The organism is Methanobrevibacter sp. (assembly GCF_045541095.1).
GTDB lineage: Archaea > Methanobacteriota > Methanobacteria > Methanobacteriales > Methanobacteriaceae > Methanocatella.
The window spans coordinates 1-6,642 of record NZ_JAZQIJ010000047.1 but is presented as its reverse complement, the minus strand read 5'-3'; the positions used below and the strand labels follow the sequence as shown (position 1 = coordinate 6,642).

At 33.9% G+C, this 6,642-nt stretch carries 9 protein-coding genes; 1 reads left to right on the top strand and 8 read right to left on the bottom strand.

Annotation, left to right across the window (positions count from 1 at the left end; all coding sequences use genetic code 11):
- Positions 1-49 precede the first annotated feature (49 nt).
- Complete coding sequence (locus tag ACKI2P_RS02115) at positions 50-619, bottom strand: FmdE family protein (protein WP_407374599.1); 570 nt, start codon at positions 617-619, stop codon at positions 50-52.
- A gap of 199 nt (positions 620-818) precedes the next feature.
- Here ACKI2P_RS02115 and ACKI2P_RS02110 point away from each other — a divergent pair, with 199 nt between their 5' ends.
- Complete coding sequence (locus ACKI2P_RS02110) at positions 819-1,433, top strand: BspA family leucine-rich repeat surface protein (protein WP_407374600.1); 615 nt, start codon at positions 819-821, stop codon at positions 1,431-1,433.
- Positions 1,434-1,463: 30 nt separating this feature from the next.
- Here the strand turns inward: ACKI2P_RS02110 and ACKI2P_RS02105 are convergent, their stop codons facing one another.
- The 7 genes from ACKI2P_RS02105 to ACKI2P_RS02075 all read right to left on the bottom strand — a co-directional run bounded on the left by ACKI2P_RS02105 (position 1,464) and on the right by ACKI2P_RS02075 (position 6,516).
- The gene (locus ACKI2P_RS02105) at positions 1,464-1,895 is read right to left on the bottom strand and encodes a DUF3021 domain-containing protein (protein WP_407374598.1); all 432 of its coding nucleotides are present in this window, start codon (positions 1,893-1,895) and stop codon (positions 1,464-1,466) included.
- Positions 1,896-1,903: 8 nt separating this feature from the next.
- Positions 1,904-2,344 (bottom strand): LytTR family DNA-binding domain-containing protein, encoded by a 441-nt coding sequence (locus ACKI2P_RS02100; RefSeq protein ID WP_407374597.1) that lies wholly within the window; start codon positions 2,342-2,344, stop codon positions 1,904-1,906.
- 3 nt (positions 2,345-2,347) lie between these two features.
- Positions 2,348-2,623 (bottom strand): 2TM domain-containing protein, encoded by a 276-nt coding sequence (locus ACKI2P_RS02095; RefSeq protein WP_407374596.1) that lies wholly within the window; start codon positions 2,621-2,623, stop codon positions 2,348-2,350.
- Between the two features lie 125 nt (positions 2,624-2,748).
- On the bottom strand, positions 2,749-3,447 hold the full coding sequence (locus ACKI2P_RS02090) for a diacylglycerol/polyprenol kinase family protein (protein WP_407374595.1): 699 nt from the start codon (positions 3,445-3,447) through the stop codon (positions 2,749-2,751).
- Positions 3,444-4,565 (bottom strand): tocopherol cyclase family protein, encoded by a 1,122-nt coding sequence (locus ACKI2P_RS02085; RefSeq protein ID WP_407374594.1) that lies wholly within the window; start codon positions 4,563-4,565, stop codon positions 3,444-3,446. Before ACKI2P_RS02085 ends, ACKI2P_RS02090 begins: the two co-directional genes overlap by 4 nt.
- 172 nt (positions 4,566-4,737) lie before the next feature.
- Positions 4,738-5,043 (bottom strand): hypothetical protein, encoded by a 306-nt coding sequence (locus ACKI2P_RS02080; protein WP_407374593.1) that lies wholly within the window; start codon positions 5,041-5,043, stop codon positions 4,738-4,740.
- 87 nt (positions 5,044-5,130) lie between these two features.
- The gene (locus ACKI2P_RS02075; RefSeq protein ID WP_407374592.1) at positions 5,131-6,516 is read right to left on the bottom strand and encodes a DHA2 family efflux MFS transporter permease subunit; all 1,386 of its coding nucleotides are present in this window, start codon (positions 6,514-6,516) and stop codon (positions 5,131-5,133) included.
- Positions 6,517-6,642 lie beyond the last annotated feature (126 nt).

Genomic DNA, 6,642 nt, shown 5'->3' with positions numbered 1-6,642 from the left:
GAAAATAAGAAAAAAATAAGAAAAATAATGAAGAATAAAATTTACAACATTATTCTTCAATTAATTCGTAGTAAGAACCTTCAGCACATGATTTGCAGACAGGTTTTCCACCAATTAACTTGTGACGGCCGTCAGATACCTTTTCACCACATACTGAACAGAATGCAGTTGTGTAAGGTTTACCCGGCATGTCTCCTGGTGTCAGTTCAATTTTTACTTTATCGACCTTGAACAGCTCTTCAGGAGGAGTTCTTCTGAAACGGGCAATCATTTCCTCTTTTGTTTCTTCATCCTTGAATTTTTTGTTGGCGTCTGCATCAGTTATCCTTAACGCTTCACCAGTATCCTGGTTCATGAATGTAGCTGCAAACTTACCATAATACATTTGTTTGAGGGTTCTTTTACCCATAGAACATCCTGTAACGGATTGAACCGCATCAGACATGCATCTGTCAATTTCAAGAAATACAATGAGATTTTTATGTCTTTCATTTAACGGCATTCCAAGAAGTTCAAGACCGTACATTGCAAGCTTTGTTCCAATTGCAATTCCTCCGCAGATATGTCCGTGAAATTCTGCAGCTTTTGCCAGTTGTTCATCATAATCTTTTTCATTCATATATTTCACCTATAAATCTAATATTAAGTTTGTTTTCATCGGTACACATACTTTTCTTTTGTCATCCAGTTCTTGAGGTTCACAAATGTTTCATCCATTAAAAGCCTTAATCTGTCTTATTGAGAAGTATTTTAAATACTCGGCCGATATTATTAAATAGTTTTATTTAAATATCTTTATTGTAGTAATCGTGATTGTAATGAACAGCAGATTTCTAATTGAATTTGAAAAGTTAAATACCACATGTAACAGTATTTATGATTTTGAAGAATTTGATGTATTAATAATATTGAATGACGGAACGAATCTGACAAGCTGGAATGATGTGGAAAACAAAAATGAGATTATATATGTCAGTGAAGACCTTTCAAAGTTCACTGACCTGTCATATAAATATGCTGATTTAACCAATCTAAAGGCAATTGTTGCTGATGTAACCGATAAGGTGATCGATATGAACTCCATGTTTTATTTTTGCAAATCTTTGAAAGATATATCCTTTTTAAATAATTGGGATGTGTCCAATGTTAAAAATATGGAATATATGTTTTCAAACTGTGTTTCTTTAGCAGATTTATGTCCATTAAAAGATTGGGATGTTTCAAAGGTAATTTCAATGGAGTGCATGTTTGAGAATTGCAAATCTCTAAAAGATATTTCACCACTGTCAGACTGGAATGTTTCAAATGTGAATGTAAATTATACTGTTGGCATGTTTGACGGATGTGGGTATGATTTGGATTTGTCAATTTTTAAGGAATGGGATATGGAAATGCTGACTGATAGAAATTGGGCATTTACTGGCTGGAGATAAGTATTCTTGCACCATTTAGGTATAGCTTAGCTATTTACTTAATTCTATTTTTTTATTTAAATCACGAGCCATCAAATAATAATAAACATAAAAACCGCACCAGAAAACCGCTCCAAATACAAGAGCAATTGCAATCCATGTTATTATAGGACCTATTCCAAATTCAATTGGCATCCATTTCAGATAAATCGCTATTAAAAACAATACAGTCATTCCGATACCCATCTGAAAGATTATCTGTAACGGCAGTGCAATGTCATCCCTTTCATAAATCAGACCTGTAAGAGAGAATGCCCATCCTGCAACAATGCATCCTAAAAACAGATTTATAATGTCAACACCTGAAAAACTGATATTTTGAGGACCTGCCCCAAGTGAAATCAGCACTGCGACTAACAAACCTATAAAACAACCAACGAAAGCGCCTAACGCTAAACTTTTAATTATATCTGTTAACTTCATTTTAACACCTACAAATCCAAAGCCTGCTTAAAATCAGGCAAATATTTTCTTGAGATATTATCTTTTATTCCATTTTTAAGTTCTATAAACATCATTCCCTTTAAAGAGGGAGCAACCCTTTGTATCTTTTTAAGATTGACAATTGTAGTCTTCGATATTCTTACAAAATCCCCATTTAATGATTCTTCAACCTGATAAAGTGCTTTTTTAATTACATACGAGTTATTCTGAGTATATACATTAACCTGTTTATCCTCAACACGAAACATGTAGATTTCAGCCAATTCCAGAAGTGCAATGTCTGAACCTTTTTTTACTGCAATCATATCACTGGATTCATCACTTTCCAAAATAGATATGGCTTTTGACACATTTCCTGTCAGTTCATTCGTATGAATATCAGCATGGGGCTCTGTAATATCTCTTGAAACAAACAAATTTACTTTCATGATTTAATTCCTTAATTTTTCCATCTCTTCTTGAATTTTACGTTCTCTGTAATCTTCACTGTCAAAATTGTCTATAAATACATAAGCCTTTAAAAAGTCGGAAATAACTCCAATTCCCCAGAAAAATACCGGAAACAGTACCCACCAGAAATCTGGGGAAAATAATCCGTTTATAATAGCCAGTATTGCATTAACTATAATATATGCCTTTAAGTTCCTATAAAATTTTATTTTCTTATCAACTCTTTGTTCAGCTCTTGATCTTAAACTATCATACATATTATCGTCCTCTTTAACCGATAATATTACTTAGTTAAATTATATTTAAATGGCTAATTATCAACTTAACTGAAATGCAAAATATGATAACTGAAATGCTAAAAAAAGATAATGAAAAATAGTAACTATAAGATAGTTACCAAATAATATAAAATTGAAGTTATTGCAGGAACTGACAAGTTGTCTATTCCACCATAACTTAAAGCTTCGCAGACAGTTGCAACTGCTGAAATAGCTATAATGTATACCATATTGAATTCAGGCATTACACATCCGATTGAAGCAAAAACCATCCATACAAATACACTCATTACGGTTGTAATTACAAACATTGTGAGTGATCCTTCAAGGGATTTTGTACCTCCGAATATTGTGTATTTGACTTTACCGAACTTTTGACCAATCAATGCTGCAAATCCGTCACCATAAACCATTGGAACAATAGCCAATGCTACAATCCAGATATAGTACTTAGGATCTCCTGCAGGAGCGATTGATGCGAATATTGCAATTAAAAGAGTCCATATACCTGCATAGAAAAATAAACCTAATGCATGACCGGATTCAGTTACACTGTTTTCTATTTTGATTGGTGAATATTCAGTCAGGAAGAACAGCACGATTGTAATAGGCAGTGTTAAAAACCAAACCATTACCCAAGGGTCTGAGAAAAATGGCATGGCAAATATCATGTTACCTACCATAATATGTAAAAATTTACGTGAGACTTCCGGACGTGTCTTTAAAACCATTTCCGCTACAACGAAAATGACAGCTACATAAATATATACAATAATTAATGCAAGGATATCAGAGAATATCATTCTTCATCATACTCCCCGTATTCACAACCTGCATTTTCAAGTTTAACATGGTCTATTAAAGTTCCATCTTTTTTATATAATTTAAGTTCACCATAACCGCTTCCTCCATTCCATAAACGATTATGTAATTTTTTACCGTTTGGAGCTTCGTAATTGAACAGCATCATTTCGTCACGTTTGCAGTAAAGAACCAGTTCAAATCTTGAATTTTTATTGCTTGCATTCACATGCCAGGTATGCACATCTTCACCTTCCTGGAAGTCAAAGTCTATTTTTACCCTATTCCAGAATCTTGCAAAGTTATATTCATACATTGTTCCTTCATAGTAAAATCCAATTAACAATTTACGAGGAAGTTCAATACCAAATGCTTTAGGTCTTCCACCACCAGCTTCAAATGCAGAATTATTCAATTTTTTACCTGAAATAAGGCTTGTAATGTTACATGATGAAATCCATAGCCATGGTGAAGTGAAGTCTCCGCCCCAATTTTTATCGGCATAACCATAGGATTTTTCTGGAATAACCTCATATTCTTCCCCATCTAACCATACAGTTCCGCTGTATTGGGTTTTAATTCCTTCTGCATGCCAAAACATTTCAAATGCATTAAGTTTTCTGAAAAAAGAATTTGCACCATAACCTACATTGAATGTGATTTGTTTGTCTATATCCAAATCCCACATCATGTCTCCAGCATCGGACATGTATTCAGGATGATTTTCAGCATCTTCCGCAGATACTCTTGAAAATCCGCTCATGTGTGTTTCTGTCAGACTGCAGTCTCCAACCTGAACATTTAATTCATCATCAGGGCAATTGAAATACTTCATTGAGTAAAAATTATGAATCTGTTTTGGTTCTTTTCCATAAGCACCCGCTTTTATCATACAGTAAGAAGGTCTTTTGCCTTCTTTTTGATTTTTTGGAAGTTGACCAAGTGTAGGTTCCTCTTCAGCCAAATCAGGGTTACATACAAAATATTCTATAAAAAAAGGTCTTGCTTCGCCAGTTTTCTTATTATATCCTGTAAAAGAATGCCACCACCAGTCATATCCCTTTTTAGCAAGTGGCCCTTTAAGCATATAATGATTTCTTTTCAGATCACTCTTATTCATAAAAATCCCTCCCCAAGGTAAATATATATTATATATATTAAAAATCGTTTAAATAATTTTTTATAAAATTTAATGAAAAAATAGATAAAAAAAGAAGAAGATTATCTTTTAGAGTTCATTTCTCTTATATCATCACGATAATAGAAACTTATAGTCAATATTATCAGCAATATTATAAATGAAATTCCAGTGACCCCATAAAAATCATCTTCATCAAAAATAATTTGTTTAACAACAGAATCTTGTTTGAATTTAGAATTTCCAGCATCGCCGTTACTGTTTTCGGAAGCGGCTTCCTGTGAATCGGTGATTTGTGTATCATAGCTTGATCAACATCATTGACAGGATTATCTGCATTGCTGCTCGGATCTGTTCTTTGACTTTGAGTACTGTTACCTGTATTCTGGTTGCTTCCATGATTGGAATCTCCATTACCCCTATTTGAATTTCCACCATTTCCATTTCCATTTCCACCCATATCATCATATGGAATGGCAGGATAGACATAATCAGGCAGTTTTTACATTCGTTTGTCAGCATCCCCAATATCAAAAAAAAAATGAAATTACATTAAATCATGAATTTCATCTTTAATATAAATTATTACAATCACTAATGAAACAACTGCCAAAACAGCCATGACTAAAGAAGTTTGTCCGAATGCCACAACAGAAGCTGCATTACGGGCCACATTTCCACCTGCAAATACTGCCATTAAAACTACTGAAAGAGCAGAACCGATTGCGCCTATAATCTGTCTGACAGTGTTGTTGATTGCGGTTGCATCCTCCACATCACCTGAAACTACTGCAATAGTCCATGTTACAGCAGGCATTAAACCTAAACCTGCACCAATAGCTCGTATGATTTGAGTTACAATCATATATTCGATGCCGCTGTCAACCTTATAGGTCATCATCATCAGGTAACCTACAATAGTGAAAATACAGGATAAAATCAGTACTTTTCTCACACCGAATTTATTGGCCATCACAGGACCTATAAAATTAAATACAATCATCACCAATGTTGCAGGAAGAAGCACGATTCCTGCTACTGTTGCTGAGTGAAATGCTACTCTTTGAACAAACAAAGGCAGGATAACATTCAGTCCGCACATGGTGAAGTAGAGCAATGCTGAAAATAATGTACCGAAGAAAAAATATTTATTTTTCAAAGCACGCAAATCCAGCAATGGAGTTTCAATGCCGAATTGTCTTTTAACAAACAGCACCAACGAAACTGCTCCAACAACAATAGGCAGTATTACCCAAATTAAATCAAAGCCGTTTTCTGCAATGTTTGAAAATCCAAGCATTATTCCAACACATGCAAGCACACATAATACCAATGATGATGCATCCAACGGATAATGATCTGTTTCAAATTCCAATTTAACAACTACTGAAGCTATTACTATCAGCACGGCTATTGCAGCCGCAAATATCAGAAAGATTGATCTCCAACCGACATAATCTATTATCAGACCGCCTGCAGTCGGAGCAATAGCCGGTGCTATTCCAATAATAAATCCAAACAAACCCATATAAATTTGCCATTTTTCCTCAGGAATTACCTTAAACAGTACAATTTGAGTTATAGGAAGTAAAATTCCAGAACCTATCGCCTGAATCACACGTGCCAAAATCAATGCTTCAATATTAGGAGCAATGAAAGCTATCAAAGACCCTATTAAAAACAATGCCAGTGACGCCAGTAAAATTGTCTTAACTTTAAATCTGCGTGTGAAAAATGCAGACAACGGGATCATCACGCCCAAAACAAGTAAAAATGAAGAATAAATCCACTGTGCGGTTGTTGAAGATATATTGAAATCGGCCATGATGCCTGAAATTCCAGTTGTAACAACACTTTGAGCAGCACTTAATATTGCTGCGGCAACAATGAAGACTATTAATGTTGACATCCCTTTATCTATATTCTCATTCATAAATATACGCTCTAATAATTATTTAAGAATATATTATGCAAAAAAGTATATAAAATTAATTTATATGATTTTTATTTAAATTTATGATTAATAATTTGAACAATATTATAAAAAAATATTGTAATG

Coding starts and splice junctions, on each gene's coding strand:
- ACKI2P_RS02095 (WP_407374596.1), bottom strand. CDS start 2,623: ATGTATGATAGTTTAAGATCAAGAGCTGAACAAAGAGTTGATAAGAAA.
- ACKI2P_RS02090 (WP_407374595.1), bottom strand. CDS start 3,447: ATGATATTCTCTGATATCCTTGCATTAATTATTGTATATATTTATGTA.
- ACKI2P_RS02110 (WP_407374600.1), top strand. CDS start 819: ATGAACAGCAGATTTCTAATTGAATTTGAAAAGTTAAATACCACATGT.
- ACKI2P_RS02075 (WP_407374592.1), bottom strand. CDS start 6,516: ATGAATGAGAATATAGATAAAGGGATGTCAACATTAATAGTCTTCATT.
- ACKI2P_RS02115 (WP_407374599.1), bottom strand. CDS start 619: ATGAATGAAAAAGATTATGATGAACAACTGGCAAAAGCTGCAGAATTT.
- ACKI2P_RS02105 (WP_407374598.1), bottom strand. CDS start 1,895: ATGAAGTTAACAGATATAATTAAAAGTTTAGCGTTAGGCGCTTTCGTT.
- ACKI2P_RS02085 (WP_407374594.1), bottom strand. CDS start 4,565: ATGAATAAGAGTGATCTGAAAAGAAATCATTATATGCTTAAAGGGCCA.
- ACKI2P_RS02080 (WP_407374593.1), bottom strand. CDS start 5,043: ATGGGTGGAAATGGAAATGGAAATGGTGGAAATTCAAATAGGGGTAAT.
- ACKI2P_RS02100 (WP_407374597.1), bottom strand. CDS start 2,344: ATGAAAGTAAATTTGTTTGTTTCAAGAGATATTACAGAGCCCCATGCT.